Origin of the sequence: Nocardiopsis dassonvillei subsp. dassonvillei DSM 43111, from assembly GCF_000092985.1 — a bacterium.
Taxonomy (GTDB): Bacteria; Actinomycetota; Actinomycetes; order Streptosporangiales; family Streptosporangiaceae; genus Nocardiopsis; species Nocardiopsis dassonvillei.
The window spans coordinates 1,539,009-1,565,538 of record NC_014210.1 but is presented as its reverse complement, the minus strand read 5'-3'; the positions used below and the strand labels follow the sequence as shown (position 1 = coordinate 1,565,538).

At 74.4% G+C, this 26,530-nt stretch carries 24 protein-coding genes; 7 read left to right on the top strand and 17 right to left on the bottom strand.

The window, feature by feature from the left end:
* Nucleotides 1–3: 3 nt before the first annotated feature.
* The 5 genes from NDAS_RS06290 to NDAS_RS06270 form a co-directional block, all read right to left on the bottom strand.
* Nucleotides 4–393, bottom strand: coding sequence for a VOC family protein (locus NDAS_RS06290; protein WP_013152306.1), 390 nt, complete (start codon nt 391–393; stop codon nt 4–6).
* A gap of 249 nt (nt 394–642) precedes the next feature.
* Nucleotides 643–2,262, bottom strand: a complete 1,620-nt coding sequence (locus tag NDAS_RS06285) for an MFS transporter (protein ID WP_013152305.1) — start codon at nt 2,260–2,262, stop codon at nt 643–645.
* A gap of 121 nt (nt 2,263–2,383) precedes the next feature.
* Nucleotides 2,384–3,235, bottom strand: a complete 852-nt coding sequence (locus tag NDAS_RS06280; RefSeq protein ID WP_026338765.1) for an ABC transporter permease — start codon at nt 3,233–3,235, stop codon at nt 2,384–2,386.
* 47 nt (nt 3,236–3,282) lie between these two features.
* Nucleotides 3,283–4,239: a daunorubicin resistance protein DrrA family ABC transporter ATP-binding protein gene (locus tag NDAS_RS06275; RefSeq protein ID WP_013152303.1), complete on the bottom strand. Its 957-nt coding sequence runs from the start codon at nt 4,237–4,239 to the stop codon at nt 3,283–3,285.
* A 272-nt stretch (nt 4,240–4,511) separates the two neighbouring features.
* Nucleotides 4,512–5,354 carry an alpha/beta hydrolase gene (locus tag NDAS_RS06270; RefSeq protein ID WP_013152302.1) on the bottom strand — a complete coding sequence of 281 codons (843 nt, stop codon included), beginning with the start codon at nt 5,352–5,354 and terminating at the stop codon, nt 4,512–4,514.
* Between the two features lie 327 nt (nt 5,355–5,681).
* On the opposite strand from NDAS_RS06270, the gene NDAS_RS06265 reads away from it, so the two are divergent.
* On the top strand, nt 5,682–6,731 hold the full coding sequence (locus tag NDAS_RS06265; RefSeq protein WP_013152301.1) for an NAD(P)-dependent alcohol dehydrogenase: 1,050 nt from the start codon (nt 5,682–5,684) through the stop codon (nt 6,729–6,731).
* Nucleotides 6,732–6,875: 144 nt separating this feature from the next.
* On the opposite strand, the gene NDAS_RS06260 is transcribed toward NDAS_RS06265, so the two are convergent.
* Genes NDAS_RS06260 through NDAS_RS06240 form a run of 5 tightly spaced genes read right to left on the bottom strand, consistent with a single transcriptional unit; the run spans nt 6,876 to nt 12,343 of the window.
* On the bottom strand, nt 6,876–7,679 hold the full coding sequence (locus tag NDAS_RS06260; protein WP_013152300.1) for a DUF1295 domain-containing protein: 804 nt from the start codon (nt 7,677–7,679) through the stop codon (nt 6,876–6,878).
* Nucleotides 7,679–8,941: an SAM-dependent methyltransferase gene (locus NDAS_RS06255; RefSeq protein WP_013152299.1), complete on the bottom strand. Its 1,263-nt coding sequence runs from the start codon at nt 8,939–8,941 to the stop codon at nt 7,679–7,681. The genes NDAS_RS06260 and NDAS_RS06255 overlap by 1 nt, the downstream gene beginning before the upstream one ends.
* A complete protein-coding gene (locus tag NDAS_RS06250; protein WP_013152298.1) occupies nt 8,938–10,188 on the bottom strand; it encodes an SAM-dependent methyltransferase in 1,251 nt (416 codons plus the stop codon). The genes NDAS_RS06255 and NDAS_RS06250 overlap by 4 nt, the downstream gene beginning before the upstream one ends.
* A complete protein-coding gene (locus tag NDAS_RS06245) occupies nt 10,185–11,060 on the bottom strand; it encodes a DUF1365 domain-containing protein (RefSeq protein ID WP_013152297.1) in 876 nt (291 codons plus the stop codon). Before NDAS_RS06245 ends, NDAS_RS06250 begins: the two co-directional genes overlap by 4 nt.
* Nucleotides 11,057–12,343 (bottom strand): NAD(P)/FAD-dependent oxidoreductase, encoded by a 1,287-nt coding sequence (locus tag NDAS_RS06240; RefSeq protein WP_013152296.1) that lies wholly within the window; start codon nt 12,341–12,343, stop codon nt 11,057–11,059. Before NDAS_RS06240 ends, NDAS_RS06245 begins: the two co-directional genes overlap by 4 nt.
* Before the next feature lie 276 nt (nt 12,344–12,619).
* Between NDAS_RS06240 and NDAS_RS06235 the strand changes: the two genes are divergently transcribed.
* Entirely contained in the window at nt 12,620–14,089 is a 1,470-nt protein-coding gene (locus NDAS_RS06235) for a bifunctional phosphatase PAP2/diacylglycerol kinase family protein (protein WP_013152295.1), read from the top strand.
* A 27-nt stretch (nt 14,090–14,116) separates the two neighbouring features.
* On the opposite strand, the gene NDAS_RS06230 is transcribed toward NDAS_RS06235, so the two are convergent.
* Entirely contained in the window at nt 14,117–14,569 is a 453-nt protein-coding gene (locus NDAS_RS06230) for a hypothetical protein (protein WP_013152294.1), read from the bottom strand.
* A 165-nt stretch (nt 14,570–14,734) separates the two neighbouring features.
* A complete protein-coding gene (locus tag NDAS_RS29640; RefSeq protein WP_341873978.1) occupies nt 14,735–15,097 on the bottom strand; it encodes a phosphotransferase family protein in 363 nt (120 codons plus the stop codon).
* Here NDAS_RS29640 and NDAS_RS29635 point away from each other — a divergent pair.
* A complete protein-coding gene (locus NDAS_RS29635) occupies nt 15,072–15,395 on the top strand; it encodes a hypothetical protein (protein WP_041552453.1) in 324 nt (107 codons plus the stop codon). The genes NDAS_RS29640 and NDAS_RS29635 overlap by 26 nt on opposite strands.
* Nucleotides 15,396–15,818: 423 nt before the next feature.
* Here NDAS_RS29635 and NDAS_RS06220 read toward each other — a convergent pair whose 3' ends face one another.
* From NDAS_RS06220 to NDAS_RS06210, 3 genes are all read right to left on the bottom strand, one after another.
* A complete protein-coding gene (locus NDAS_RS06220) occupies nt 15,819–17,141 on the bottom strand; it encodes an MFS transporter (protein WP_013152292.1) in 1,323 nt (440 codons plus the stop codon).
* Nucleotides 17,142–17,279: 138 nt separating this feature from the next.
* Entirely contained in the window at nt 17,280–18,926 is a 1,647-nt protein-coding gene (locus NDAS_RS06215) for an acyl-CoA synthetase (protein ID WP_013152291.1), read from the bottom strand.
* Between the two features lie 48 nt (nt 18,927–18,974).
* The gene (locus NDAS_RS06210) at nt 18,975–19,757 is read right to left on the bottom strand and encodes an enoyl-CoA hydratase/isomerase family protein (protein WP_013152290.1); all 783 of its coding nucleotides are present in this window, start codon (nt 19,755–19,757) and stop codon (nt 18,975–18,977) included.
* Nucleotides 19,758–19,973: 216 nt separating this feature from the next.
* On the opposite strand from NDAS_RS06210, the gene NDAS_RS06205 reads away from it, so the two are divergent.
* Nucleotides 19,974–20,897, top strand: coding sequence for a LysR family transcriptional regulator (locus tag NDAS_RS06205; protein WP_013152289.1), 924 nt, complete (start codon nt 19,974–19,976; stop codon nt 20,895–20,897).
* Nucleotides 20,898–20,995: 98 nt separating this feature from the next.
* On the opposite strand, the gene NDAS_RS06200 is transcribed toward NDAS_RS06205, so the two are convergent.
* Both NDAS_RS06200 and NDAS_RS06195 read right to left on the bottom strand, forming a co-directional pair.
* Nucleotides 20,996–21,325: a hypothetical protein gene (locus tag NDAS_RS06200; protein WP_013152288.1), complete on the bottom strand. Its 330-nt coding sequence runs from the start codon at nt 21,323–21,325 to the stop codon at nt 20,996–20,998.
* Nucleotides 21,326–21,424: 99 nt separating this feature from the next.
* On the bottom strand, nt 21,425–23,392 hold the full coding sequence (locus tag NDAS_RS06195) for an outer membrane protein assembly factor BamB family protein (protein ID WP_013152287.1): 1,968 nt from the start codon (nt 23,390–23,392) through the stop codon (nt 21,425–21,427).
* A 202-nt stretch (nt 23,393–23,594) separates the two neighbouring features.
* Here NDAS_RS06195 and NDAS_RS06190 point away from each other — a divergent pair, with 202 nt between their 5' ends.
* The 3 genes from NDAS_RS06190 to NDAS_RS06180 all read left to right on the top strand — a co-directional run bounded on the left by NDAS_RS06190 (nt 23,595) and on the right by NDAS_RS06180 (nt 26,451).
* Nucleotides 23,595–24,536, top strand: a complete 942-nt coding sequence (locus NDAS_RS06190) for an MBL fold metallo-hydrolase (RefSeq protein WP_013152286.1) — start codon at nt 23,595–23,597, stop codon at nt 24,534–24,536.
* A 158-nt stretch (nt 24,537–24,694) separates the two neighbouring features.
* On the top strand, nt 24,695–25,306 hold the full coding sequence (locus tag NDAS_RS06185) for a hypothetical protein (protein ID WP_013152285.1): 612 nt from the start codon (nt 24,695–24,697) through the stop codon (nt 25,304–25,306).
* Nucleotides 25,303–26,451 (top strand): PrsW family intramembrane metalloprotease, encoded by a 1,149-nt coding sequence (locus NDAS_RS06180; protein WP_013152284.1) that lies wholly within the window; start codon nt 25,303–25,305, stop codon nt 26,449–26,451. Before NDAS_RS06185 ends, NDAS_RS06180 begins: the two co-directional genes overlap by 4 nt.
* Nucleotides 26,452–26,530 lie beyond the last annotated feature (79 nt).

Genomic DNA, 26,530 nt, shown 5'->3' with positions numbered 1-26,530 from the left:
CTCCTAACTCTCGCGCGCCATGGCGGCGCGGTGCTCGTCGCTGAGCTGGATGATCTGGACGTGGTTGCCGTCGGGGTCGACGGCGGTGCCGAACAGGCTGCCGTCGCGGTCCTCCAGGGGCGCGAGCCACCCGGTGCCCCGGGCGTCCACGCGGGCGGCGACGGCGCGGGCGTCGTCCACGTCGACGTTGAGGATCATGCGGGTCGGGTCCCCCGCCCTGGGCGCGACGTCGTCCCGGCGGTCGATGAGCAGGTGGAAGGTGCCCAGGCGCAGGACGCGGTAGCCGTCCATGTCGATGTCGTCCTGGGGGGAGAGGACGTCGGCGTACCAGTCGTGCAGGCGGTCGGGGTCGGTGGTGGCGAGCAGCATGCCGTCGAGGTTGGGGCGTTCCATGATGTCCTCCGGGTGGTGTCCGGGTCCGCGTCATCGGGTGCGGGCCGCAGTGCCGGTCGGCACCGCCGGTCCCGGGCCCGCCGGGTCCGGGACCCCTGCCGGGGGCCTTCGGTCCCGGGCGGGTCCAGATCCGGTGCTCGGTGCCGCTCACCCGTACTGACTCGCCGGGGTGCGCGGACTCATCGGCCCGCGGCGGTTCTGCCGCCACCGTTTTTCGGGCGGGGCCCACCGCCACCGGTTCCCCTCCCGTCAGCCGCCCGCCGGTCCGGGCGCCGGGGCGCTCGCGGCCCCGGCCTCGGGCGTGTCCGCGGCGCTCTCCCCCTCGGCGTCCACCGGTGCCTCCGCCGGTTCGCGCTCCGGCGGTGTCCCCGACGGCGCGGGGCGCAGCAGGACCACGGCGGCCACTCCGAACACGGCCATGGCCAGGCAGCCGATCACCCCGACCAGGTTGATGCCGGAGGTGAAGGCCTCGCGCGCCGGACCGAGCAGGCTCTCGGCCAGGCCCGCGGGCAGCTCCGCGGCCACGGCCACGGCGGCGGGCAGGGTCTGGCCCGCCTCCTCGGGCAGGCCCTCGGGAACGCTGGCCTCGGCGCGGTAGACCGCCGAGGCCAGGCTGCCCAGCAGGGCCACGCCCATGGCGACGCCGAACTCCCCGCTGGTCTCGGACATCGACGCGGCGGCCCCGGCCCTCTCCCTGGGCGCGGAGCCCACCACGATGTCGGTGACCAGGGCGGCGCCGGGCCCCAGCCCCACCGAGGCCAGCAGCAGCCCGGCGACCACGAGCGCTGTTCCGCCCTCGACGGGGACCAGGAACAGCAGGGCGAACCCCGACGCGGTCACCAGCATGCCGCCGCCGATGACGTTGGCCCGGCCCACGCGCGCGGCCAGCGGCCCTCCGGCCATGGTGGCGGCGATCATCGCCAGCGCCGGGGGCACCTGCCACATCCCCGCGACCAGCGAGGAGTGCCCGGCGACCATCTGGAGGTACTGGCTGATCAGCAGGAACGTGCCGCCCATGGTGACCGCGCCCGCCATCATCACGCCCAGCGCGACCCCGAAGGAGGGCTGGCGGAACAGGGCGAGGTCCAGCAGCGGGTCGGGCAGGCGCAGTTGGCGGCGGGCGAACACCGCGCCCATGACCAGCCCGAAGGCGAGGGAGGCGAGCGGTCCGAGGAGCGGCCCGCCCTCGGCAACGGCCTTGAGGCCGTAGACGACCGGCAGGATGGCGGCCAGGGACAGGGCGACGCTGACCGGGTCCAGCCGACCGGGTTCGGGCGCGCGGTGCTCGGGGAGCAGCAGGGGCGCGCACACCAGGAGCAGCAGCATGACGGGGACGCCGAGCAGGAACACCGACCCCCACCAGAACCACTCCAGGAGGAGTCCGCCCACGACCGGTCCGATGGCGGTGCCGCCCATGAAACAGCTCGTCCACACCGAGATGGCCACCGCGCGCTGGCGCGGGTCGGTGAACATGTTGCTGATCAGGGCCAGGGTGGAGGGCATGAGGGTGGCTCCGGCCACGCCCATGAGAGCGCGGGTGGCGATGAGCGCGGCGGAGCTGGGCGCGAAGGCCGCGGCCACGGAGGCCAGGCCGAAGACGGCGGCGCCGATCATGAGCAGGCGCCTGCGGCCGATGCGGTCGCCGAGGGTGCCCATGGTGATGAGGAACCCGGCGATCATGAAGCCGTAGACGTCCATGATCCACAGCAGCTGGCTGCCGGAGGGCCGCAGGTCGGCGGCCAGGTGGGGCAGCGCCAGGTAGAGCACGCTCATGTCCAGTGAGAGCAGCAGGGTGGGCAGGGCCAGCACCCCGAGCCCGAGCCACTCGCGCCCTCCCGCGCGTGCGGGGGTCGGCTTCGCGCCGTTCATCGTGGTCGTCCTCGTCCGTCGGATCCGCACGGTGCGGTTCGTTCGTGTGTACGGACTCCGAAGGCTGAGAGAACTCATCGGCCTGGACCGGAGACGTTCCGGGTAGCGCCGTGTCAGTGCCTCAGCGGCTCAGCCGCCGGAAGCGCCGCAGCGCCAGCGGCACGAAGACCATCATCAGCACCAGCGGCCACACCACTGCCATGAGCAGCGCGTTCTGCGCGATCCAGGAGTCGTTGGCCGCCACCGGGTTGCCGAACAGGTCGCGGGCCGCGATCACCGTCGCCGACAACGGGTTCCACTCGGCCACCGGCACCAGCCAGTCCGGCATGGTGTCGGTGGGCACGAAGGTGTCCGCGACCATGGCCAGCGGGAAGACCAGCGAGAAGAACTTCATCGCCGCCTCCGGACTGCGCACCACCAGCCCCAGGTAGATGCCGATCCAGGTGAAGGCCAGGCGCAGCAGCAACAGCAGCCCCAGGGCCGCCAGCGCGGAGAGCGGGCCCTCGTGCCACCGCCAGCCGACCAGCAGCCCCATTCCGGCCAGCACGGCCAGGTCCACCACCGCGGAGAGCACGTCGGCCAGGCTGCGCCCGGCCAGGAGGGAGGCGGGGGCCATCGGCAGCGTGCGGAACCGGTCGACCACGCCGCGCCCGGCGTCGGTGACCACCGCGATCGTGGTGTTGCCGATCCCGAAGGCCATGGTCAGCGCGAACAGCCCCGGCATCAGGAACTCGCGGTACTCCTCGCCGGGCGCGTCCATGACCGCGCCCATGGCCTCGCCGAAGACGAAGCCGAACAGCAGCACGGCCAGGACGGGGACCATCAGCGTGCCGACGAGTTCGTCGGGCTTGTACACCAGGTGCAGCAGGTAGCGGCGCGCCACCACCCAGGTGTCGGCCACCGCCCAGCGCGTCCGCGCCAGGGGTCCGGGCTCCTCCGGAACCGGACGTTCCACCTCGGTCACGGACGCCATGACGCCTCCCTCCTCCGGGGCCGGCGGCCCCGCCTCGGTCACGGACATCATGAACCCTCCCCGCGCGTGCCCTGACGGCCCGTCAGCCCCAGGAAGACGTCGTCCAGGGTCGGGCGGCGCAGGGCGATGTCCTCCACGTCCAAACCGGCCTCGTCCAGGGCGCGCACCACCTTGGCCAGTCCCGCGCCCCGGCCGTCGAAGGGCACCGACACCCGCAGGGCGTCGGCGTCCACCTCGGGCAGGGCCCCGGCCACGCGGCCCAGGACCTCCCCGACGGGCGAGAGCGCGTCCGCGTCGGCGACCACGGCCTCCACCCGGCCGCCCCCGACCCGGGACTTGAGCTCCTCGGGGGTGCCCTCGGCGATGATCCTTCCGGCGTCGACCACCGAGATCCGGTCGGCCAGGCGGTCGGCCTCCTCCAGGTACTGGGTGGTCAGCAGCACGGTCGTGCCGCCCTCGGCCAGGTCGCGCACGGCCCGCCAGACCTCGGCGCGGCTGCGCGGGTCCAGGCCCGTGGTGGGCTCGTCCAGGAACAGCACGGCGGGGTCGGGGATCAGGCTCGCGGCCAGGTCCAGGCGGCGGCGCATGCCGCCGGAGTACTCGCGCACCGGGCGGCGGGCGGCGTCGGTGAGGCCGAACCGCTCCAGGAGTTCGGCGGCCCGGGCCCGCGCCGCCCGCGCGCGCAGGTGGTGCAGGCGGGCGAACATCTCCAGGTTGCGCCGCCCGTCGAGGACCTCGTCCAGGGCCGCGTACTGACCGGCGAAGCCGATGCGCGAGCGCACCCGCGCGCTCTGGCGCGCCACGTCGAACCCGGCGACGCGCACCTGCCCGGAGTCGAAGCGCAGCAGGGTGGCCATGACCCGTACGGCGGTGGTCTTGCCCGCGCCGTTGGGCCCCAGCAGCGCGTGCACCGCGCCGGGGGGCACCTCCAGGTCGAAGCCGTCCAGGGCGGCGCGTCCGCGGGCTCCGGGATAGGACTTGCGCACGTCCCGGGCCAGGATCACCGGGTCGGCGGCGCGGTGGCCGGGGGAGAGTCCGCGGACGGCGCCCTGCTCGGGGGAGGGCCCGCGGACGGCGCGCCGGTCCTCGGCGGGGTCCTCGTCCGCGGGGCGCCCGGGGGCACGGCGGACGGCACCGGCGTCAGCGGCACGGGGGTCGGCGCCGGGGAGCGCGGGGTCACGGCGGACGGCACCGTCGGCATGGTCGTCAGCGACGCGGTGACCGGTGACGCGACCGTCGACGGGGCGGTCGCCGACGGCGGGGGTGCGGGCGGGTCTCACGACGCGGCCTCCGTGACCGGGGCCCCGGGCGCCGGGCGCGGGCCCGGGCGGGTCCGCTGGGCGGGCACGTCCGGCCGGGTGACCTCGGCGTGGCGGCCCAGGCCGATACGGGCGATGTTGCGCACCGACTCGCTGCCCTCGGTGTAGTAGGAGCAGTGGCCGGGGATGGGGCCGGTGGCGAAGGCGGTGGCGCCGAACCCGGGGCGCAGCGGCGAGGGCCCGTGGCCCAGGTCCCGCCAGCGGCCCCGGGGGAAGAAGCGGATCCAGTCCGCGGGGCCCAGCGCCGCCCACAGGTTCCCGGTGAAGCCCAGGTCGGCGACGGAGTTCCCGCCCATGCCGGGGCTGCCCAGGGCCACGCAGTCGTCCACGCGCCCGTGCCGCAGGGCCAGTCCGCACACGACGGTGCCGTAGCTGTGGCCCACCAGCGTGATGCGGGCGGTGCGGGGCAGGAAGGACGTCAGGCGGGCCAGGTCCTCGGCTCCGCGTTCGGCGGGGCCCCGGAAGGCGGCCTCCGCGAAGCCGCGCGGGGTGTCGTAGCCGACCCAGACCACGACGGCGGAGCGCTCGCCGGGGGCGAGGGCCTGCATGGTGCGCAGGACCGTCCCCCCGTTGACCCGGGGCCGGGTGGGGCGGTTGGCGTCGAAGTAGTTGCCCAGGTAGTTGTCGTTGCCCGGGACCAGGACCACGATGTGGTCGGCGGCCGCCACGTCCCCCAGCGCCTCGACGATGCGCCCGTCTCCGGTCTCGTCGTGGGCCAGGAGCCGCAGGCCGTGCCACTCGCGTTCCTCGTAGCGCAGGGGTGTGGAAGGCGAAGCGTGACGTGGGCCCGCCGCGATCATGACTCTCCAGGGGAAGTTCGGGTGCCGACAGGTGGGGGACGGTGCTCCTCACGCTAGGTCCGCGACGGGGTCGGCCTCCATGGCGCTGTCCCCCCGAACCGGGTCTGGCGTCGACCACCCGGCTCCGTGGTGGTGGCACTACTCCCAGCCGTACAGTGCACGACAGAATCCGGATGTAACCGACAAATAAGACTGAACGCTTTCGGGTAGATGCGTGGGCAGACAGCCGTGAACTGGACGGACAGCGTCGAGCGGCCATACGGACACCGGGAGTGCCGTCGTCGTGCGCGCCGGTGTCCGCTCTCCGCGAGAGCCTGGAGGTACTCCATGCGAGCCGTGGTCTTCGAGAACTACGAGCGGTTCCCGTCACTCACCGACGTTCCCAAGCCCGAGCCGGGTCCGGGCGAGGTGCTCCTGCGGGTGGCGGGAGCGGGCGCCTGCCACTCCGACGTCAGCGTGTACCGCCATTTCAAGGAGGGGCAGGTGGGGGCGCAGAAACCGCCGTTCGTCCTGGGGCACGAGAACTCCGGATGGGTGGAGGCGCTCGGCCCCGGTGTGAGCGAGCGCGTGCGGATCGGCGAGGCCTACATGGTCTACGGACCGATCGGCTGCGGGCACTGCCGCATGTGCGCGCAGGGGAAGGACACCTACTGTGAGAACGCCGCGACCATGCCCTACGCGGCGGTGGGGCTGGGGCGCGACGGCGGGATGGCCGAGTACGTGACCGTGCCCGCCCACCACCTGGTCCCCCTGGGCGACGCCGATCCCGTCGACGCCGCGCCGCTGTCGGACGCGGGTCTGACCCCGTACCACGCCATCAAGCAGGCGCTGCCGCACCTGGAGGGCGGCGGCCGGCACGCCCTGGTGATCGGCCTGGGCGGGCTGGGGCAGATCGGCGTGCAGATCCTGCGGGCGCTGACCGGTGCGACGGTGATCGCCACCGACGTCAAGGCCGAGCCGCGCGCCTGGGCCGAGCGCAACGGCGCGGTCACCGTGGGGGCGGGCGAACGCCAGGTCGAGGAGATCCGCGAGATCACCGGGGGCCGGGGCGTGGACGCGGCCTTCGACTTCGTGGGCATCACGCCGACCATCGCGACCGCGGCGGCGTCGATGGCCCAGGGCGGGCGCCTGACCGTGGTGGGGATCGCGGGCGGCACGCACGAGTTCTCGTTCTTCACCAACGCCTACGAGTCCTACATCACCAACACCTACTGGGGGACGGTGGGAGAACTGTGGGAGGTGGTGGACATGTACCGGGCGGGGCAGATCCGGCCGGAGGTCGAGCGGTTCACCCTGGACGACGCCCTGGAGGCCTACCGGAGGCTGGAGGCCGGGGAGGTCTTCGGCCGCGCCGTGGTGGTCCCGCACCAGAGCTGACCGCCCCGGGCGCTCCCGGGGGTCCGGGGGGCGTTCCGGGGTACCGAGGCGCCGGGCTACCGGGCTGCCGCGCCCCGGCGGCCCGTCCCGGTGCCCTCCCCCCTTCCGTGAGGGCACCGGGACGGGGGTCCGTTTCCCGGGGGCTCAGCCCCGGCCGGGCGGCGTCGGCACGAACGCGCTCGTGCGCCGGGCGTACTCCGCCCACCCGGGACGACCGGCCATGTGCTCGTCCAGCAGCCGCTGGCCCGAACCCCGGGTCAGCAGGTAGGTCATCACCACGGGCGCGGGCAGGGTGAGCAGCACCCACCACGACCCCGACAGCGCGACCAGGAACAGCCCCCACCACACGCACGCGTCGCCGAAGTAGTTGGGGTGGCGGGTCCACGCCCACAGGCCGCGGTCCATGATCCGCCCGCTGTTGGCGGGGTCGCGCCTGAACCGGGCCAGCTGGGCGTCTCCCACCGTCTCGAACACGAACCCCAGCAGCCACACGGCCGCACCGGCGACGGCAAGCCACACCTGAGGGGACCCGAGGAGGGGCGCCCCGGTGTGCACCGCCGCCTGGACCGGCATGGCGACGAGCCACACCAGGAACCCCTGGAGCAGGTAGACCACGCGCAGGGCGTAGGCGTTCCGGTTGCCGGGAGCCCGGTCCAGCAGGCGCTCGTAGCGGGGGTCCTCGCCCCTGCCCCGGCTCCGCAGGCCGATGTGCACGGCCAGGCGCACCCCCCACACGGCGGTGAGCCCGGCCAGCAGCCAGGAGCGGGCGGGGTCGCCCGAGGCGGTCAGGACGCCGACCGCCGCCACGGCGGTGAACCCGAGCCCCCAGGCCGCGTCCACCACGCTGTGCCTGCCCAGGCGCAGCGCGAGGGCGAAGGTCGCGAGCATGAGCGCCAGCACGGCCGGGGCGGACAGCCCCAGGGTGAGGGGGAGCGCGGAGACGTCCATCAGCGGCTCCCGGCGCGGTCCGGGCGCACGGCCAGGATCTGGTCCACTCCCATGCGCCCCTCCTCGAAGGCGAGCGCGCCCCCGGCCAGGTAGAGCCGCCACACGCGGGCGGTCTCGGGTCCGGCCAGGGCCACCAGCTCGTCGAAGCGGCGCTCCAGCACCTCCAGCCAGGCGCGGGCGGTGCGCACGTAGTGCTCGCGCATGGCCCGCACGCCGCGCACCTCCAGTCCGGCCCCCTCCAGCAGCCCGACCGTCTCACCCAGGGGGCGCATGTGCATGTCGGGGGCGATGTAGCGCTCGATGAACGGGCCGCCGCCGGGTTGGGCGCCGCGCCGCGACATCTGCTGGACCAGCAGGCGCCCGCCGGGGCGCAGCCGGTCGTGCAGGCGGCGGGCGAAGGGCGCGTACTCGTCCCGGCCCACGTGCTCGCCCATCTCGATGGCGGCCACGGCGTCGAAGCCGTCGTCGGTGACGTCGCGGTAGTGCTGGAGGCGCACCTCGACCAGGTCGGACAGGCCCTCCTCGCGGACGCGGGCCGCGACGTGGTCGCGCTGGCGCGCGGAGAGGGTGACGGCGGTGACGCGCGCTCCGTGGTGGCGGGCGGCGTGCAGGGTGAGCGATCCCCAGCCGCACCCCACGTCGAGCAGGCGGTCGCCCTCGCCCAGGCGCAGTCCGCGGCAGACGAGGTCGAGCTTGTCGCGCTGGGCGTCGGCGAGGGTGTAGCCGGGGTCGTCGCTGGTCCAGTAGGCGCACGAGTAGGCCATGGACTCGTCCAGGAGCAGCTCGTAGAGGTCGTTCCCGGCGTCGTAGTGGTGGGAGACGGCCGCGGCGTCGCGCTCGCTGGGGTGCGGGCGTCCGCGCAGGCGCGCCTCGGCCGGAGGGACGGGCGGCGGGGAGCCCACCACGCCCAGGGCCAGGAGGGTGCGGGCCGCGCGGGCCCACTCGGCGGGGCCGGGCAGCGAGGTGCCGTTCTCGCGCACGCTCGCCCACACCCGGCTCAGGGCGTCGGTGAGGTCGCCCTCCACGTCCAGCGATCCGGTGACGTAGGCGCGGGCCAGGCCCAGCTCGCCGGGGCGGGCCAGGATGTGGCGCAGGGCGTCGCGGTCGCGCAGCACGGCCAGCGGGGCGTCGGCGGGACCGGCCTCGCTGCCGTCCCAGGCGCGCAGCCGGACGGGGAGCACGCCGTTGAACAGCCCGGCGGCCAGGGGCGCGAGGAAGTGGGCGGCTCCGCGGGGCGGGGCGGGGGTCGCGGTGGTGCTCATCGGGCCTTCTCCATGGTGATCTGCTCGACGTCGATGATTCCGGACAGGAAACCGGCCTCGCAGTAGGCGAGGTAGAAGGACCACATGCGGCGGAAGGTGGCGTCGAAGCCGAGGGCCTCCACCTGTTCGGCGGCGTCGGTGAAGTTCTCGCGCCACACGCGCAGGGTGTCGGCGTAGTCGCGGCCGAAGGAGAGCCGGTCGGTGATGCGCAGGGAGGTGCCCGCCCGCAGTCGCTCCTCGACGGCGGTGACCGAGGGGATGAGTCCGCCGGGGAAGACGTACTTGTGCATCCAGGTGTAGGAGCCGCGCGAGGCGCGCATCAGGGCGTGCTCCATGGTGATGCTCTGGAGGCCCACGCGTCCGCCGGGGCGCACGAGCCGGTCCAGGGCGGCGAAGTAGACGGGCCAGTAGCGCTCGCCGACGGCCTCGATCATCTCCACGCTGACCACGGCGTCGTAGGTTCCGGTGACGTCGCGGTAGTCGCACAGGCGGATGTCGACCAGGTCGGAGAGCCCGGCTGCGGCGACGCGTTCGACGGCCAGGTCGCGCTGTTCGGCGGAGAGGGTGACGGTGGTGACGCGGGCGCCGCGGCGGGCGGCGCGCACGGCCAGCTCGCCCCAGCCGGTGCCGATCTCCAGCAGCTCGACGCCCTCGGCCACGCCCACGGCGTCCAGGAGGCGGTCGGTCTTGCGCTCCTGGGCGCGGGGCAGGGTGTCGCGGTCGCGGGCCTCGCCGTCCTCGAACAGCGCGGAGGAGTAGGTCATCGTCCGGTCGAGGAAGAGGCCGAAGAGGTCGTTGGACAGGTCGTAGTGGTGGCTGATGTGGCGTCTGGACCCGGCGCGGGTGTTGCGGTCCGAGGCGGGTCTGCGGGGCAGGGTGACGTGGCGCAGGGGCTGGAGGGGGCGCGGCACGAGGTTGTCGTAGTCAGCGGCCAGGCGGGTGAGCAGTGCGACCAGGTCGGGCGAGTCCCACTCCCCGGCCATGTAGGACTCACCGAAGCCGATGAGGCCGCCCGCGGCCAGACGGCGGTGGAAGGCGTCGGGGTCGCGCAGCTCCAGGACGGGCGCGCCGTCGTCGGCGGCGGGCGCGGCGGAGCCGGTGCGCACGCGCACGCCCGAGCGCGCGGTGGCGTGGCGGACGATGGCGCGGGCGACGGCCGCGCGCAGGCGTCCGCCGGGCACCCGGGCCACGTCGGGCCAGCGGCGTGCGTCCAGGGGCGGGTGGGTGTGGGGGCTGGTCGTGGTCATGGCCGTGTTCCGGTCTTCCGTTCGGTCGCTGGTGTGTGGGTGCGCCCGCGCGGCTGGACGGGCAGTCCGCGCAGGTAGAGGCCGATGCCCTGGCGCCGGATGCGCAGCGCGCCGACCAGCGGCGCGAGGGGGTGGCGCAGCGCCCTGATCAGCAGGGACGCGGTGGTGGCGGGGCGTCGGACGCCGTGCACCGAGGCGGTGAGGGGCGGGCGCCCGTCGCGGTGCAGGGCGACGGTGAGCGCGAGGCGTTCACCGGGCTCGGGGAGGCTGAGGCGGTAGCGGCCGTCCACCGCGTTGAACGGGGAGACGTACATGGCCTTGTCCGCCTCGGCCCGGCCGCGGCCGTCCACGTCCAGGACGTAGCGGTGGCGTTGGCCGTAGGTGTTGTGGACCTCGGCGACGACGCGGCTGAGGCGGCCGTCGCGGTGGTGGCACCAGTAGACGGTCAGGGGGTTGAACACGTGGCCCAGGACGCGGGCGTGGGCGAGCATGAGCACCCGGCCGCCGTCGAGGTCCACGCCGTGCTCGGCGAGGAGGGCGTCGATGTCGGCGCGCAGCTCCCGCGCCCAGGCGCCGGCGCGGTCGCGGCGCGCGGCACCGGTGCCGGTGCCGGTGCCGGCTGGGACGCAGGTGACGGTCGGGGCACCGGCTTCAGCGGAGGCGCGGGTGACGACCGGTGCGCGGTCGCCGTCCACGGCGTGGTCCTTCGCGCGGAACCCGGCCAGGACGCTCAGCGGCCAGCGCGGGCGCGGCGGGTCGTCCAGGTCCACCAGCCAGTAGTAGGTGCCGTAGGCGAAGGCGTTGCGGACGGGTTCGGAGCGGACGTGGCGGACGGTGGCCTCGTACAGCGCGGGCGCCGGGGAGGGCGTCACCAGTGCACCCCCAGGCTCGCGGCGGCCCGGACGCCCGAGCGGCACCCGTCCTCGTGGAAGCCCCACCCGTGGTGGGCCCCGGCGAAGGCGACGACCCGGTCGCTGAGTTCGGGCAGCCGCCGCTGCGCGGCCAGGGAGGCGGGGGTGTAGACGGGGTGCGCGTAGTCCATGGCGGCCACGACCCGGTCGGGGTCGACCTCGTCGGCTCCGTTGAGGGTGACCACGTACTGCTCGTCGGCGTCCAGGCGCTGGAGGCGGTTCATGTGGTAGCTCACGCGCACGGGCCCGGTGTCGGGCTCGCAGGAGGCCAGGCGGTGGTTCCAGCTGGCCCAGACGTCGCGGTCGGCGGGCAGGACGGAGGCGTCGGTGTGCAGCAGGGTGCGGTTGCGCGAGTAGCCGAAGGCGCCGAGGACCTCGCGCTCGGCGTCGGTGGGGTCGGCGAGCAGGGCGAGGGCCTGGTCGGCGTGGGTGGCCACGACCGCGGCGTCGAAGTCCAGGGCCTCTCCCCCGGCGCGCAGGCGCACCCCCTGTGCCGTACGGGCCAGCGAGGTGACCGGGGTTGCGGTGCGCACCGCGTGCAGGTTCTTGGCGACGCGCTCGACGTAGGAGTGCGAGCCGCCGGTGACGGTGCGCCAGCGGGGCGAGCCCCACACGCTGAGCATGCCGTGGTTGGCCAGGAAGGAGAACAGGTAGCGGGCGGGGTAGTCGGTGGCGGTGCCGGGCGGGCAGGACCACACCGCCGACACCAGCGGGAGCAGGAAGTGCGCGACCGTGTAGGGCGTGAACCGGTGGTGGCGGACGAAGGCTCCGAGGGTGGGCTCGGCCGCGCCGGGGGGCGGGGTCGCGGCGAGCAGGCGCCGGGCGGCCCGGTGGAAGCGGGGGATCTCGGTGAGCATGCGCAGGTAGGCGGGGCTGCGCCGGGACCGGTTGGGGAGCATGGCCCGCACGCCGCGCGCGCCCGCGTACTCCAGGCCGCAGCCCCGGCAGCTGACCGACATGCTCATCTCGGTGGGCTGGGTGGACACGCCGAGTTCGTCGAACAGGCGCAGCAGGTGGGGGTAGGTGCGCCTGTTGTGCACGATGAAGCCGCTGTCGACCCGCATCTCGCCGCCCGGTCCGCCGTCGATCCGGTGGGTGTGGGCGTGCCCGCCCAGGCGGTCGTCGGCCTCGAACAGGGTGACGTCGTCGTCCCGGTGCAGGACGTGCGCCGCCGTCAGTCCGGAGACGCCGGAGCCGATGACCGCGACCCTGCGCCGGTGGAGGGTGTGCTGCCCTGTACCCAATGCGTCCTCTTCACTTCCGGGGTCTGTGTGGCGGAAGTGATTCGGTACCGGGAACCAGGCGGATTGGTCCGCATCATCACGAAAAGGTCTCGAAAGCGAAGGAGCCGGGGCGGGGACGGTCGCGCCGTACGGCACCGCGCGGATCGCGCTTCCGGCGACCGCGTCCCACCGAAACCAACATCGTGTGTGATGTCATCAACACACTGAAGGCTCTCCTGCGGGCGCGCCCTTATGGACATCTGACGGCGCTTTGCCCAATCTGGGGCAATGAGCCTTATGAGTCGACTCCAACGGGCTGACAAGAAGGTCTACGACCACGTGACGGGGTTGGGACCCGCGTCCCTGGACGCCTACACCCCCAAGTTCGTGCAGGCGACGGACAACATGGCGCCGTGGTTCCTCATGTCGGCCACCCTCGCCGCCACCGGCGGCCCCAGGCTGCGGCGCACCGCCCTGCGCGCCATCCTGGCCGCGGGCACCGCCAACCTGGTCTCGGCGGGGATCAAGCAGATCTCGGGGCGCACCCGCCCGGACAACTCGGCCGTCCCGGCCGCGCGCAGCCCCTACCGCTCCTACCCGAGCACCTCCTTCCCCTCCGGGCACACCGCCGCGGCCGCGGCCTACGCGGCCGGGGTCATGACCGACGCGCCCAAGCCGCTGGCCGGGCTGGTCGCCCTCCTGGCGGGCGGGGTGGCGTTCTCCCGCGTGCACAGCGGCGTCCACTACCCCGGCGACGTGCTCGCCGGAGTGGCCATCGGGTGCGGCGCGGCCCTGCTCGCCGGAACGGTGGTGCCGCCCCGGCCCGAACTGGTCTTCGGCGCGCGCACCGTCGCCGACGGGGAGACCGACGTGGACCGCGAGGGCGGCGGGGTGACGGTGGTGGTCAACCCGCGCTCGGCCTCGGGCACGGTGCCCGGGCTGACCGCGGCCGACGTCACGAGCAGGGTGGCGCGGGCGCTGCCCAAGGCGCGGATCATCCCGCTGTCGGCCGACGACGACGTGGTCGGGGTCATGGACCAGGCCGCGCGCACCAGCGAGGTGCTGGCGGTGGCGGGCGGCGACGGCACCGTCAACGCCGGGGCGCAGGCGGCGCTCGACCACGACCGCCCGCTGCTGGTGCTGCCGGACGGCACCCTCAACAACTTCGCCCGCACCCTGGGGCTGTCCTCGGTGGACATCGCGCTGCGGGCCTTCGACGACGGGCGGCTGGCCCGGGTGGACGTGGGCGAGGTGGACGGCCGGATCTTCCTCAACACGTCCTCCTTCGGCTCCTACCCGCGCATGGTGGACCGGCGCGACAAGTGGGCCGAGCGGATCGGCAAGTGGCCCGCGTTCGCGCTGGCCCTGTGGCAGGACCTGCGGGAGGTGAGCCCGATCTCCGCGGTCGTGGACGGCGAGCCCGCCAAGGTGTGGTGGGCGTTCGTGGGCAACTGCCAGTACCGCACGCACGGCCGGGTGCCCGCGCTGCGCGAGCAGCTGGACGACGGGCGGCTGGACGTGCGGGTGCTCACCGCGCGGGCGCCCTTCCCGAGGCTGCGCGCCGTCGCGGACGTGCTGCTGGGCAAGTTCGCGCACGGCGAGGGGTACTCCGAGCGGCTGACCACGGGGCTGACGCTGACCATCCCGGGCGAGCCCAGGCTGCTCGCCGTGGACGGCGAGGTCGTGGAGGGCTCGCGCACGGTGGTCTTCACCAAGCGGCACGCGGCCCTGCGGGTGTTCGTGCCCGCCGTCGAGACCGACCGGTGAACACCGCGAGCGGCGTCGGCACGACCGTCAGCGGCGGCACCGCCGCGGGCCGCGGGAGTGGTCCCTACCGGTGTCGCCGCCCAGCAGGAGGCTGAGCCCCGCCCCCAGCAGCCACGCGTCCTTGGACAGGGGCAGCCCCTGTTCGGTCGGGCGCAGGCTCTGGGGGCGCCGCATGCCCGGGGTGCGCAGGTACAGGCCGAGCAGCCCGGCGGCGAACGCGGTCAGGCCCGCGCCCGCGACACGGCTCGGGACGACGGGGATCAGCAGGGCGGCGCCCAGGGCGATCTCACCGGCCGACAGCAGCCGGGCGAAGGTGACGGGGTCCACGTCCTTGAGGAAGGGGTAGGTCCCCGCCGCCATCCCGTGCAGGCCCTGCGCGGCCTCCTCGTCGGCGCCGCGCTTCTCCAGCCCGGAGTTGAGGACGAACGCCCCCGTGATGACGCGCAGCGGCAGGTCGCGGGTGCTCAGGGGCAGGTTCATGTCGCTCCAACAGCTGGTCGGGTCCGTGGCGTGCCCGGTCGGCCGGTTCCGGCCCGGCCGCACCGACAACAGGTCTTTTCCGGTCGCCAAGAGTCAGGGAGATGTTACCGACCGCGAACAGCGCGAGCGGGCCGCGACCCGCCGGGCCGCCGGATCCGGGCAGCGTCAGCGGGCGCCGGACCGCTCCCCGGCGCCGAGGCGTTCGACGATGCGGACCAGGTCCCGCCAGGCCTGGGAGGTGTCGGGGCCTCCCTCGTGGGGCGCGCGGAACCAGTCGACGAACTCGACGACGTCGCGCAGGTCCCAGCGCAGCCGGTACAGGTCCAGCAGTGCGCGGTCGGGCTCGTGCCCGCTGACCTCGGCGTAGCGTTCCAGTTCGGCGGGGTCGTCGGTGACCAGCCATAGGTCGCGCTCGGGGGCGGCCAGGCCGACGGTGTCCCAGTCGACCAGCAGCGGGCGGTCGCCGCGCCACAGCAGGTTGCCGGGGTGGGGTTCGCCGTGGGTGAGGACCGCCGCCGCGTCCTCCAGGGCGGCCGCGCCGCGGTCGGACTCGGCCAGGCGCTCGCGCAGCGCCGGGGGCGTGCTCGGCGAGCAGGTCGGCGGTGGGCCCGGCGTGGGGGCCCCCGCGTCGCCGACGGCGGGCGGGGCGGTCCAGCAGCGCGGCGAGCCGGTCCTGGCCGGGGAGGCGGGTCTCCACGGCGGGCGCGTCGCCCGGTGCGCTGCGGTGCAGCTGGGCGAGGGTGTCCAGGAGCCGGGCCCGCCGGTCGGCGGACAGCTCCTGGCCGAAGTCTCCGGACTCGCCCTCCCACGCGGGGGAAGACGCTGAGCGCGTACCCGTCGCCGACCGGGACGACGGTGTCCCCGCCCGGGGTGCGCAGGGGCGCGACGACGAAGCCGAGCCCCTCGTCGTCGTGCAGCCGGGCGGCGGTGTCCATGGCCCGGGTGAGGCGCCGCCGCACGGCGGCCGGGTCCGGGCCGAGGAAGGACTTGCGGGCGAGGTCGGCCACGGTGGTGAACCAGCGGCGGCCCGCGGTGTCGGTGACGCTCCAGTGGTGGTCGCCGAAACCCAGGGGGACGTGGTCGATCGAGGTCGCGTGGACGCCCCACGCCGCCAGCGCGTCGTGCAGGCGTGGTTCCAGGTTCGTCAGCCGTTCGCGCATGCGGCGAAACTACCAGCCGGTCCGCGCCGCGGCCGGGAATTTGCTCCCCGGGGACGCCCGTGTGGCTTCGGAGGCGTCCCCGGGGCGGATCAGTCCAGCGTGGTGCGGTGCAGGGACAGGTCCCGGGTCTCGCGGACCAGGGTGAGCACCACCAGGAGGCTGAGCGCGGCGACGCCGACGAGGTAGAACGCCGGGGTCAGGGCGCTGCCGGAGGTGGCGACCAGCCAGGTGGCCACGAACGGCGCCGTGCCTCCGAAGAGCACGTAGGCGGTGGTGTAGCCGACCGCCGACCCGCTGGCGCGCAGGTGGGCCGGGAACATCTCCACCATCATCGGCACGTTGGAGGTGCCGATCACCGCCACGAGCGCGGCCAGCGCCGAGGTGCCCAGCATCGCCCCGGCCAGCCCGGTGCCCATGAGCTGGAACGCGGGGTAGGTCAGCAGCACGAACCCGGCGCAGGCGGTCATCAGCATGGGGCGGCGCCCGAACCGGTCGCTGGCCCTGGCCATGAGCGGGCACATCAGCGTGTACGCCAGCATCGCGACCACGCTGGTGGTGAGCGCCTGGGTCTTGGTGTAGTCCAGCGACTCCGACATGTAGCTGATCATGTAGCTGCTCATGAAGTAGTAGCCGACGGCGTTGGTGATGCTGTAGCCGAAGAGCGTGAACATCTGGCGGCCGGAGACCCGGAAGGCCTCGCGCAGCGGGCTGCGGGTGGTGTTGTCCTCCCGGGCCATCTCGCGGAAGACGGGGGTGTCGTCGAGCCGGGAGCGCAGGTACAGGCCGATGGCGCCCAGCGGCCCGGCGATCAGGAACGGCACCCGCCAGCCCCACGACATCAGGGCCTCCTCGCTGAGGGTGCCGGTGAGCAGCACGCCCACGCCCGAGCCGACGACGGCGGCCACGCCCACGGTGATGGGGACGGCGCTGGCGTAGCGGGCGCGGCGGCCCTCGGGGGCGTACTCCATGATGAAGGAGGAGGCGCCGGTGTACTCGCCGCCGGTGGAGAAGCCCTGGACGGCGCGCATGAGCAGGAGCAGCAGGGGCGCGGCCAGGCCGATCGCGGCGTAGGTGGGCAGCAGGCCGATGGCGAGGGTGGCCCCGCTCATGCACAGCACGCTCAGCGCCAGGGCGCGGTTGCGGCCGATGCGGTCGCCGTAGTGGCCGAAGAACAGGGCGCCCAGGGGGCGGGCGATGAACCCCGCGGCGAAGATCGCCCAGGTCGCCAGCAGCGCGGCGGCGGGGTCGTAGTTGGGGAAGAACAGCACCGCGATGGTGGCCGACATGACGGCGTAGGCGCCGGAGTCGAACCACTCCACGAAGTTGCCGATGGCGGTGGCGACGGTGACGCGGCGGCGGACGCGGCCGATGTCCTCCGGCGGGGTCGCGGGGGCTTTGGGGTCGTTGAGCACCGTACCCGAACTCCTCTTTCTCACTGGTCCGGGCCTGGCCCGGATTCGATGGTAGGGGGGACAAGAGAGGGGGCGGCCCGCCGGGGTGGCCGGGCGCGGCCGGGTGCGGTGGCGGCCCCCGCCGCCACCGCACGGATCTCAGGCCGTGTCGCGTCGGCGCAGCTCGGCGCGTTGGACCTTGCCGGTGGCGGAGCGGGGCAGGCGCTCCTCGAAGGCGATCAGGCGCGGGTAGGCGAAGAGGGAGTGGTGCTCGCGGGCGAAGGCGCGGATCCGGTCGGCGAGCTCCTCGCTCGGCTCGTACCCGTCGGCCAGTTCGATCCATGCCTTGACGACCTGTCCGCGCAGCGGGTCGGGCAGGCCCACGACCCCGGCGTCGGCGACGGCCGGGTGCTCGCGCAGGGCCGCCTCGACCTCGTAGGGTCCGACCCGGTAGCCGGAGGTCTTGATGACGTCGTCGGTGCGGCCCAGGAACCAGAAGTAGCCGTCGGCGTCGCGGGTGGCCTGGTCCTTGGTGCGGTACCAGGTGCCGCCGAAGGTCTCGGCGGAGGCCTCGGGCCGGTTCCAGTAGCCCAGCGGGAACTGCGGGTTGCTGCGGGCGCGCAGGCAGATCTCGCCGGGTTCCCCGTCGGGGACCTCGCGGTCCTGTGCGTCCAGCAGGACGACGTCCCAGCCGGGCAGCGGGCGGCCCACCGAGCCGGGCTTGACCGGGATTCCGGGCATGTTCCCGAGCAGGGGGTAGGACTCGGTGGACCCGTAGTAGTCGAACGGGGTGACGCCGAACTGCTCCCGGAACCAGGTGATGAGGTCGGTGGTCAGCGGCTCGTTGGAGCAGCACACCACGCGCAGGGACTGGGGGTGGCGGCGTCCGGCGTCGGGCACCCCGGCGCGGAGCTTGCGCAGCAGGGTGGGGTTGACCAGGGCGGTGGTGACCCGGTTGCGCGCCATCGCGGCGAGCAGCCCCTCGGGATCGAAGCCCGCGCGGGGGCGGTGGACCAGGTGGGTGGCCCCGGCTCGCAGCGGGCCCATGAGCTTGGCCATGGACCAGGCCCAGTCGCCCGCCCCGTAGAACACGTCGCCGGGGCGCAGGTCGTGGCAGTAGCGGAACTCGTTGTGGCCCAGCAGGGTGCGGTGGGCGTGCACGATGCCCTTGGCCGCGCCGGTGGTCCCCGAGGTGTAGAAGATGAGCGCGGGGTCGTCGGCGGCGGTGTCGGCGGCCTCGTGGCGGGGCTCGCGGGCGGCCACGGCCGGGTCGTCCACGCTCACGACGCGGACGTCGGCGTCGAGCCCGTGGGAGGCGCGGGCGGCGCGGACGGCTCCCGCGGCGCGTTCCAGGGCGGCGTCCTCGGTGATCAGGACGGTGCTGCCGGAGTCGGCGAGCCGGTAGGCGATGGGGTCGTCGGCCCACAGCAGGGACATGGTGACCAGGACGGCACCGGTGCGCAGCACGCCCAGGTAGGTGGCGGGGGTGTCGGGGCGCTGGGGCAGCAGGACCGCGACGCGGTCGCCCTCGCGCACGCCCAGGGCGTGCAGGTGGGCGGCGACGCGGGCCGCCCGGTCGCGGACGCGGTCCCAGGTGACCTCGTCGCGGTGCCCGGTGTGGTCCTCGAAGACGAGGGCGACCCGGTCCCCGGGGTGGTGGTCGGCGACGTCGACGGCCATGTTGTACCGCTCGGGCACCTCCCAGCGCTGCTCGGAGCGCAGTCGGCGGTAGAGGCGCTCCCCCTCGGCGAGTGCGTCCGGGCCGGGGGTCTCGAAGGCGGCGGCCTCGGTTCCGGTGGTGGTCATCGGGTGGTTTCCCCTGTTCCTGCTGTGGTTTGGCGGTGGAGCGGCGGTTCAGCGGCGCTTGGCCAGGAACCGCTCCATCTCGCGCTGGGGCTCGCCGCTGGCGTAGGCCCGGGCGTGGACGTCCTTGGCGGCGGTGACGGCGTCGGTGAGGGCGGCGTCGTCGATCTCGCGCAGGCGGGCCTTGGTGAGCGCGACGGCGCCGGGGGGCAGGGAGGCCAGGGAGGCGGCGAGGTCGAGGGCCGCGGCGAGCACGTCCCCGCGTTCGGGGACGAGGCGGGTGAGCAGGCCCAGGCGGTGCGCCTCGGTGCCGTCGACCAGGTCGCCGGTGAGGGTGAACTCGATGGTGCGGGCCTTGCCGAGGATGTCCCACATGGCCCAGATGCCGGTGACGCTGGGGATGCCGGAGCGGACCTCGGGCTGGCCCATGCGGACGCCGGGGTGGCCCACGCGCAGGTCGGCCAGGAGCGCGAGCTGGAAGCCCGACCCGGCGGCGACGCCGTTGACGGCGGCCACGGTGGGCTTGTCGACGCCGCGCAGGGCCCGGTAGAGGACGTCGAACTCGTCGATCCAGGCCTCGGCGGCGGCGTGGTCCCCGGGGTCGATGGCCCGGGTCTCGGCGAGGTCCTGACCGGCGCAGAAGGCGTCTCCGGTGCCGGTGAGGACGACGGCGCGGCAGTCGGGGTCGGCTCCGGCCTCGGTGAGGAGCTCGACGATGCGGGCCCGCATGGCGGAGGTCCAGGCGTTGAGCTTGGCGGGGCGGTTGAGGGTGATGACGGTCGTGTGGCCCTCGGTGAGGGGTTCGCGGTGCGCCAGGACGAGTTCGTCGGACACGTGGAGTCCTTTCACATGTTCACAAGCAAGGGTGGTCGACGTACACCGTCGTGTTCGCCGGGGTGCCGGGGACGAGGGGGCCGCCGCGCCGGGGGCGGGGAGGAAGCCGGTTCGTCCTTCCGGTGAACGCCATGAGAACAGCCCGTCGGCTCCGGCGTCCAACACCAGTTGCGACCTCACGCGATATCACAGTGATATGGCCGGTAGGGTCGCCGCATGGAACTGCGCCACCTGCGCTACTTCACGGTGCTGGCCGAGGAACTGCACTTCGGCCGGGCCGCCGCCCGCCTGCACATGGCCCAGCCCCCGCTGTCCCAGCGCATCCGCGACCTGGAGCGGGAGCTGGGGGTGCGGCTGTTCGACCGGGGGCGCAACCAGGTGCGGCTGACCGAGGCCGGGGCGCTGCTGCTGGAGCACGCGCGGCCGGTGCTGGAGAGCGCCGAGTCCGCCCGCGAGGCCATGCGGCGCATCCGCCCCGGGCGGAGCGGGATACTGCGCGCCGGGATTCCGCCGGACACCATGGCGGTCACGCTGCGCACGCTGACCGCCGAACTGGCCCGCCTGGCGCCCGACGTCCTGATGGACCTGCACGAGCTGACCACGGACGAGCAGTTGGCCGCGCTGCGCGAGGGCGAACTGGACGTGGGGATGGTGCGCCACCCCTCCGACACCACCGGGCTGGAGTCGGGCCCGGTGGCCAGCCGCAGGCTGGGGGTGCTGCTGCCCGCCGAGCACCGTCTGGCGGCGGGCGGGCCGGTGCGGCTGCGCGACCTCAACGGGATGCCGCTGGTGGTCTTCCCGCGCGCGATGGCGCCGATGCTCTACGACCAGATCATGTCGGCGTGCAGGTCGGAGGGGTTCCGGCCGGGCGCGATCCGGCACGCGCGCAACCCGCACTTCGTCAACGGGCTGGTGCTGGCCGGGCGGGGCGTGCACCTCAACGAGCACCCGCTGGGCGGCCTGCCCGAGGGACTGGTGTGGTCACCGCTGGAGGGCAGCCCGCTGGCGTGGCGCACGTCGGTGGTGTGGCCGCCCCGCCGCAGGCACGCGAGCGTGGCGGTGTTCGTGGCGGCGGCCACGGCGGGCCTGGAGGCGGCGGGGCACGTCATCCAGCCCGGGCCCGGCACCGCGGAGGAGTGAGCGCGGGGCGCCGCGCTCACTCATCGGCGCGGACGGAGGAACGATGGGCGGGGAGCACCGCGTTTCCGTCCGGGCGCGGCGCCCTCGGACCGCTCGGCCTACTCGGTTCCGGCGGCGGAGAGGAGGGCCGCGAGGGCGTCCCCGTCGACACGCACCCGGGAGGTGCCGGTGCGCCCCCGCAGAAGGAGCATCAGGTCGGAGGCGGTGCCCTCGACCGTGGTCGTCGCACCGTCTTCGGCGACGGGCCGCGTCCGCCAGGTTCCCGCTGAGGGGACCACGGTCCAGGCCCGCCCGAAGTCGGCGGTCCGCAGGCACACCACCGCTTCGAAGCCCTCGGGCGGCCCGCTGCCCAGGGCCAGCATGAACGCCAGGAACTCGTCGACCCCGTCGGCGACCAGGTCCGCGGGCAGCTCGAGCGCCCGTCCCACGGCGTTGCGGGCGTCCCAGGCGTGCTTTCGGGGGCTCCCCGAGGAGACGAGTGGGCCCGGCTCCGACGAAGATCCGGAGGGGGTTGTGGAGGTGCCGGGTCAGGGCACCAGGCCGTACACGGTGGTGCCCTCGTCCCAGTCGTAGGCGGTGACGGCCCCGGGGACGGGCAGCAGTCGGAGGTTCACGGCGGAGTCGATCCCGATCACCGTGCCGCCGTCCTCCGGTTCGTCCGGTCCCTCCCCGAGCGGGATCACACGCACGGACGCCGCCACCTCGCCGCCCCACACCGGCTGCTCCTGGTGCGGTACCAGGAGGGTGTCCCCCACGACGAGGGCGTCGCTGATCTCGTCATCCCCCGAAGGCGGTTCGGGGACCATGGTGGTGCGGACCAGCGTGCCGGAGGGGTCGACGCGGTGGACGAGGTGCCCGTCGTTCCCGTCCCGCTCGACGTAGACCGCGCCTCCGGTGTCGGCGTGGACGCGTCCCCGGTATCCCGAACGGATCGCCCGGTATTCCTGGCTGGCCTCGTCGTCATCCTCCATCAGGAACTCCGGGAACTCGCCCGCCACCGCGCCCGTGCGCGGATCCAGCAGAGTGACGGGACCGGAGTCGGAACCGACTCCCACCACGGGGTGCTCCCCCTCCGACACGACGCGCCCCTCCCAGAAGATCCGCATGGAGCCGCTCGGGTACGGGTCCCCGATCTGCGTGCGCCACCTCTGCTCCCCGGTACGCGCGTCCAGGCCGAGAACGACGAGAGGCCGGACATCCGACTCCCCCCGGCACAGGTACGCCGCCAGGATCAGGTCCTCATGGAGAAGGACCCGCCGTTCCGTATCACAGATGGTCTCCGGTTCCTGGGGAGTGGGAGTGAAGGTCCACAGCTCGTCCTCTCCGGTATCGCCGTACGCGATCAGAGTTCCCGGCTCCTCGTCGGAGCCCGTGTAGAGACTGCCCGTGGGAAGGACACCGATGAAGTGGTCGTCCCCGGTAACGGACCGCTCCTCAGGCGGTGCCGGCACCTCCCTGGTGATCTCGCCGGTGGCCGTGTCGACCGCGGTCATCCGCCCGCTCTCGATGTCGTCGGGGACCTGTCGGTAGCTCACGTACGCCAGGTCGCCCCCCAGGGACGCGTCTGTGCTCGTGTACCAGCCGAAGGGGAGCCGGTAGGTCCACAGCTCCTCACCACTCGCACCGTCCAGGCCGACCAGCCCGTCCCCGAGCAGCACGACCGGCCCGCGCGGTCCGGCCACGACCCGCTCGATTCTGGCGTCCTCGGGTTTCTCCCAGGCCCAGCCCACCCGGGTGACCGTGGTCGGCATGCCCGGGGCGGCTCCGGGGGCGGCGACCGCGTGCTCCAGCGGCTGGTGGGTAGTCTCGGAGACGGCCGCCCACCCGGCCGTGACCACGGCCAGGACACCGGCGGCGAAGCCCGTCCAGGCACGCCCGCCCGGCTGGGACCGTGGACTGTGGACGGCGAGGAGCAGCGCCAGGAAGCCCAGGGCGAACGCGCACAGCACAACCCACTGGAGGCTGCCCGGGACCGACGGGGCCCAGGTGTCCCTGCTCTCCGTGAGCCGGGCGAAGGCGTCGAGCGGGAAGGAGCGGTAGGCCAGGTACGACAGCAGCGCGGCCCCAGCAGCCAGCGCCGTGAGGCGGATCAGCCCCCTGCGGTCGTGGTCCGGGCCGGTCTCCCGCGACGCCGCGTGGCGCAGGACCAGGACCAGCAGCGCCAGTCCGGCGGAGAACGCCACGAGCAGGGAGGGGCCGAGCCCCAAGTCCTGCGGCGGGTCCCCCGGGAACAGCGAAACCACCGACAGCAGGAGGGCGCTGGCGACAAGACCCGTTCCGGCCCAGGCGAGGAGGGCGGAGAGGAGGGGCCAGGCCGCGCGGAGCGGTCCCGGCTGGTCTCCGGACCGGGGGAGCGCCTCGTCATCGCGGCGCTGCGGGCCCTCCCGGTGCTCCGGTCCCTCCTCGGAACCGCTCGCGTCCCGGTGCTCGGTTCCGGCTCCGTGGGCGTTCCCCTCCCGGGAGAAGCCCGCGGGAATACCCGCCTCGCTGTTCACGTGTGTCCCTGCTCCCTGGCCCGTCCGAGGGCGTGCGCGTGCGCCCACGGACGCACGAACCGGATATGCGGTCGTCACGATAACAGCGCGTATGGGGGCCGTTTCCCTCTTCGGCCGGTACCGGCCACGGTGGGCTCCGCGGGGGCGCTGTTGTAGCCTCTTCCTTCTTTCCCCGAAGTCGGCGAGCGCGAGGGAGGACCCCATGGACCGGACCGCACGGACAGGGCCGGATGCGGCGAGCCTGACAGAGGTCGTGGACGGCGTGTACGCCTGGGTGCAGCCGGACGGCACCTGGTGGGTCAACAACGCGGGAGCCGTCGCCGGGGGCGACGGGCTCCTGGTGGTGGACACCTGTGCGTCCGAGGCACGCACCCGCGCGTTCCTCGGCGCCCTGGCGCGCGCCACCGGCGGCGCGCCCGTCCGGTGGGCGGTCAACACCCACCACCACGGCGACCACACCTACGGCAACAGCTTGCTGCCCGAGTCCGCCGCGCTCATCGGGCAGGCCGCCATGCGCGAGGCGCTCGCGCAGGACCCGATCCTGGACGCCTGCCCTCCGTTCTGGTCGCCCCTTCCGGACTGGGGCGGCGTCACCCGGCGCCTGCCGTCGATCGTGTTCGACCGGGAGCTGACCGTCCACACCGGCGGGCGGCGGGTGGAGCTGCGCCACCCCGGCCACACGGCGCACACCCCCGGCGACGTGGTGGCCTGGCTGCCCGAGGAGCGGGTGCTGTTCACCGGCGACCTGGTCTTCCACGGGCTGACGCCGCTGGTGTTCATGGGTTCGCTGGAGGGCGCGCTGCGCTCGCTGGAGTGGCTGTACGCGTTCGGCCCCGAACACGTGGTCCCCGGGCACGGCCCGCTGCTGGGCGCCGCCGGGCTGGACGCGGTGCTGGGTGAGCACGAGCGCTACTACCGGTTCGTGCTGGAGACCGCCCGGGACGGGGTCGCCCGGGGGCTCACCCCGCTGGAGAACGCCAGGGACTGCGACCTGGGCGGATTCCGCGACTGGGCCGACGCCGAGCGCATCGTGCTCAACCTGCACCGCGCCCACGCCGACCTCACCGGTACCGACATGGACCTCGCGGCGGCGCTGTCCGACACCGTCGAGTGGAACGGGGGCCCGATGCCCACCGGCCTCTGAGCGTTCCCGGCCGGTCACCGCGCCCCCGCGCCGATCCCCCGCATTGGTGAAATCACCGTAAACGTGTGCCAAGTCGGCGCCGTGCCACCAAAGCACACACTCCCGAATGTTTCGCTTGCCGTGACAGGGCATCACCGCGGGTGACGAGGGGGAACGCCATGGCGGAGGCGACCGGGGAGGACGCGCGCACACAGCGGCGCGGCCCCCGCAGCAACTGGGTGCCACTGGGCGTGGCCGCGGCGGCGATCGCGCTGCTGGTGGTGGCCTGGCCGCTGGTCAACGCGCTCCTGCCCGGCTCGGAGTCCGTCCCCTCCGGCGAACCGGTGCCCGTGGGGTCCGCGGGTGACTACCGGGCCTCCCTCACCTTCCCCCAGGAGGGCTGGCACCTCAACACCGGCTCCAGCCAGGCCGGGCAGATCTACCGCTTCACCCGGGGGCCCGTGGAGCTGACGCTCAGTTCGATCACCCCCGTGACCTCGCCGCCGCCCAGCCTGGAGGAGCTGTGGGCGGGCCTGCGACGGGTCGTGCGCGCCGGCGAGGCGACGGCGAGGCTGGGCGCCCCGGAGGCCATCTCCACCCGGAGCGGCGTCGAGGGGCTCGCCGGGGCCCTGGAGAGCCGGGAGGGGGACGGCTCCGCGGTGGTCTACCCCTCCCCCGACGGACAGCTGGCCGTGGAGATGACCCTGGCCGGGCGCGAGGCCACCCCGGCCGACCTCAGCGCGGTCGCCGACGTCGTGCGCTCGGTCTCCTTCACCCGGGAGGGCTCGTGAACCCCGAACCCGAGAACCGTCCGGCCGCGACCGACCGGCGCTCCGTGCCCTCGCCGCGCCGCGCCCGCCAGGAGGACTCCGGTCCCCGGCACGCCTGGGAGCGGCCGACCGGGGGCGGGCGCGCCCGCGGGCAGCGGCTGCCCGCGCTGGCCGCGCTCGTCCTGATCGGGGTGCTGTGCGCGGTGGGCCTGGGCTACCTGGCGGTGCGGTTCACCGGGCTGGTGCGCGTCTTCTTCTCCGAGGCGGCGCTGGCGGTGTTCCTGGGGCTGGTGACGCTGGCCTTCGGGTTCTGGGTACTGCGCCGCATCCGTCCGGTGCGCGACCCCGCCCTGGACGCCTCCGTGGTCGCGGTGCTCTGGGGTCTGACCGCCGCGCCGGCGGGCGGGGTCGTCGCCAACGCGGGCCTGGGCTCGATCTGGGCCAAAAGCCTGGGGCTGCCCTTCTCCGGGGTCTGGGGGGCGGCCATGACCGCCCCCCTCAACGAGGAGGTGCTCAAGCTCGCCGGGATCGTGCTGGTGGCGGTGGCCTTCCCCGCCGCCGTGCGCGGTCCGGTGGACGGGTTCGTGATCGGGTCCCTGGTGGGTCTGGGCTTCGAGGTGACGGAGAACTTCGTCTACTCGATGAACGCGATCGTCCAGTCGGGCGGCACCGGCGGACTGGTGCCGGTGGCGCAGACGACCGTGGTGCGGCTGGTCCTGACGGGGTTGGGCTCGCACTGGGCGATGTCGGCGGTCGCGGGCACCGCCGTGGGCCTGCTGGCGGCGGTGGCGTGGCGGCCCGGCAGTCACAGGGCCGGGGCCGCCGCCCTGCTGGTGCTCCTGGCGATGGCGCTGCACTGGCTGCTGGACTCGCCGCTGTTCGCCGGGGTCGGTGGTGTCGTGTTCAAGGTCGCGGCGGTCTTCCTGACCACGATGGCCGTGTACTTCACCGTCCGGCACGCCTACCGGCGCCGGGTGCGCGCGACGCTGGCCTCCGAGGGCGGGGCTCTGGGCATGCGGCGGTCGGCGGCGGTGGCCCTGGCCAACCGGCGCGGCCGCGTCGGGGAGCTGAGCCGCGTGGCGGAACCGGAGCGGCCCGCCGTGGAGAGGCGTCAGGAGCAGATGCTGGCGATCGCCGAGGACCGGGCGGTGCGCCGGACGCCGTGACCGGCGGGCGCGGACCGACCGGACGGCGAGCGGAACGGACAGCGGGCAGCGGGCCGACCGGACGGCGGGCGGGCCGTGG

Bases quoted from the DNA above. Each gene is read 5' to 3' on its own strand.
- NDAS_RS06235 (WP_013152295.1), top strand. From the start codon at position 12,620: ATGAGTCGACTCCAACGGGCTGACAAGAAGGTCTACGACCACGTGACG.
- NDAS_RS06270 (WP_013152302.1), bottom strand. From the start codon at position 5,354: ATGATCGCGGCGGGCCCACGTCACGCTTCGCCTTCCACACCCCTGCGC.
- NDAS_RS06255 (WP_013152299.1), bottom strand. From the start codon at position 8,941: ATGAGCACCACCGCGACCCCCGCCCCGCCCCGCGGAGCCGCCCACTTC.
- NDAS_RS06185 (WP_013152285.1), top strand. From the start codon at position 24,695: ATGGCGGAGGCGACCGGGGAGGACGCGCGCACACAGCGGCGCGGCCCC.
- NDAS_RS06260 (WP_013152300.1), bottom strand. From the start codon at position 7,679: ATGGACGTCTCCGCGCTCCCCCTCACCCTGGGGCTGTCCGCCCCGGCC.
- NDAS_RS06250 (WP_013152298.1), bottom strand. From the start codon at position 10,188: ATGACCACGACCAGCCCCCACACCCACCCGCCCCTGGACGCACGCCGC.
- NDAS_RS06215 (WP_013152291.1), bottom strand. From the start codon at position 18,926: ATGACCACCACCGGAACCGAGGCCGCCGCCTTCGAGACCCCCGGCCCG.
- NDAS_RS06265 (WP_013152301.1), top strand. From the start codon at position 5,682: ATGCGAGCCGTGGTCTTCGAGAACTACGAGCGGTTCCCGTCACTCACC.
- NDAS_RS06285 (WP_013152305.1), bottom strand. From the start codon at position 2,262: ATGAACGGCGCGAAGCCGACCCCCGCACGCGCGGGAGGGCGCGAGTGG.
- NDAS_RS06290 (WP_013152306.1), bottom strand. From the start codon at position 393: ATGGAACGCCCCAACCTCGACGGCATGCTGCTCGCCACCACCGACCCC.
- NDAS_RS06280 (WP_026338765.1), bottom strand. From the start codon at position 3,235: ATGGCGTCCGTGACCGAGGTGGAACGTCCGGTTCCGGAGGAGCCCGGA.
- NDAS_RS06190 (WP_013152286.1), top strand. From the start codon at position 23,595: ATGGACCGGACCGCACGGACAGGGCCGGATGCGGCGAGCCTGACAGAG.
- NDAS_RS06205 (WP_013152289.1), top strand. From the start codon at position 19,974: ATGGAACTGCGCCACCTGCGCTACTTCACGGTGCTGGCCGAGGAACTG.
- NDAS_RS06230 (WP_013152294.1), bottom strand. From the start codon at position 14,569: ATGAACCTGCCCCTGAGCACCCGCGACCTGCCGCTGCGCGTCATCACG.